Below are 1,367 nucleotides of genomic sequence, written 5' to 3'. Positions count from 1 at the left end.
ATAATTTGCTAATTTCTTTAAATTCATGCATGCGAAAATAAGCGTGGTCTCCATGGTGACTTTTTGAATTCCTTTGTACTTAGTCCATCGCAAACCATGCTGTTCTTTAGCATCAGCAAAACGTCTTTCTATTGTTTGACTACGCAATTTATATATAGCTTTTATAGTATCTATGAATCTCAAGTCATCAACAATATCAAGATATTGTTGCCATATATGTCTTGTAACGATTTTTTTCTGTTCTTTACTCTTAGTACATTTATTAAGTAAAGGACAATCCTTACATTTATTTGGATTAGAAATATACAAACGATAACCATCGCTGTCTGTTCTTTGATATTTCAACATTTGATTATTAGGGCAAATATAACAATCATAGTATTCGTCATATATAAATTCATTTTTATTCATTAAGTCCTTCGGACCCATGGGACGTTTATATGGCATAGCTGGTAGAATTTCTTTATCTAATAAATACTTAGCATTATGAGGTGTTTTATATCCAGAATCCACAGCAACATATCTCGGTAGTAGTTTTTTACTTTCAAGCCTGTCAATCATAGGTACTAACTGTGTACTATCATGAACATTACCAGGAGTTAAATGAAAATCAACGATATAACCATACTTATCGCAGCATGTATGCGCACTATAGGCAAATTGTTTTTCTCTTTCACTTTTAACATAGTAACCAGCATCGGGATCATTATTACTTATTTTTATTACTTTAAGATTCTCCTCCTTTCTTGAAGCTAGAGGCTTTTTTCCTTCAGATTCTCTAATAGAATTGATATCTTCAATAAGCTCTTGTTCATAATGTTTAGCAGTCTTCTGTATTTCTTGTTTAATAAATTTCTTCTTGTTGGCATTGGCCTTAATATGCGTTGAATCAATAAATAGTGAAGTATTATCTACGAAGTTATTATCTATAGCAATTTTGAGAATACGAGAAAAGATTTCTTCGAAAATCTGATTATCATAAAATCGTCTAGAATAGTTCTTACCGAAAGTAGAAAAATGAGGTACTTTATCGTTAACGCCTAAACCGAGATACCATTTGTACGCAAAATTAGTTTCAATCTCTTTAATTGTCTGGCGCATTGATTTGATACCAAAAAGGTGTTGTATTAATACAATTTTTATTAATACAACCGGATCAATACTTGGACGGCCATTATCTGTAGAATACTTTTCTTCTACTAAATCATATACAAAGGATAAATCGAATACTTTATCAACTTTTCTTAGAAGATGATTTTCTGGTACAAGGTCTTCTAATGAATACATTTCAAATTGACTGCGAATGATATTAATATCTTCAGACTTACTTCTCTTAATCAAGTAAAACACCACCGTTCAATGATATA

General features: G+C 30.9%; 1 protein-coding gene. It reads right to left on the bottom strand.

Going from position 1 to position 1,367, the window contains the following annotated elements:
* Positions 1-1,287, bottom strand: a 1,287-nt coding sequence (locus BHX94_RS12585; RefSeq protein ID WP_111747121.1) for an IS1182 family transposase, incomplete at its 3' end; no start/stop codon positions are given.
* Between the last annotated feature and the right edge of the window lie 80 nt (positions 1,288-1,367).

This window comes from Macrococcoides bohemicum, assembly GCF_003259675.1.
In the GTDB taxonomy this organism is placed as follows: Bacteria; Bacillota; Bacilli; order Staphylococcales; family Staphylococcaceae; genus Macrococcoides; species Macrococcoides bohemicum.
Note: the sequence above shows the minus strand (reverse complement) of the source record. Positions and strands in the feature narration are given on the sequence as shown.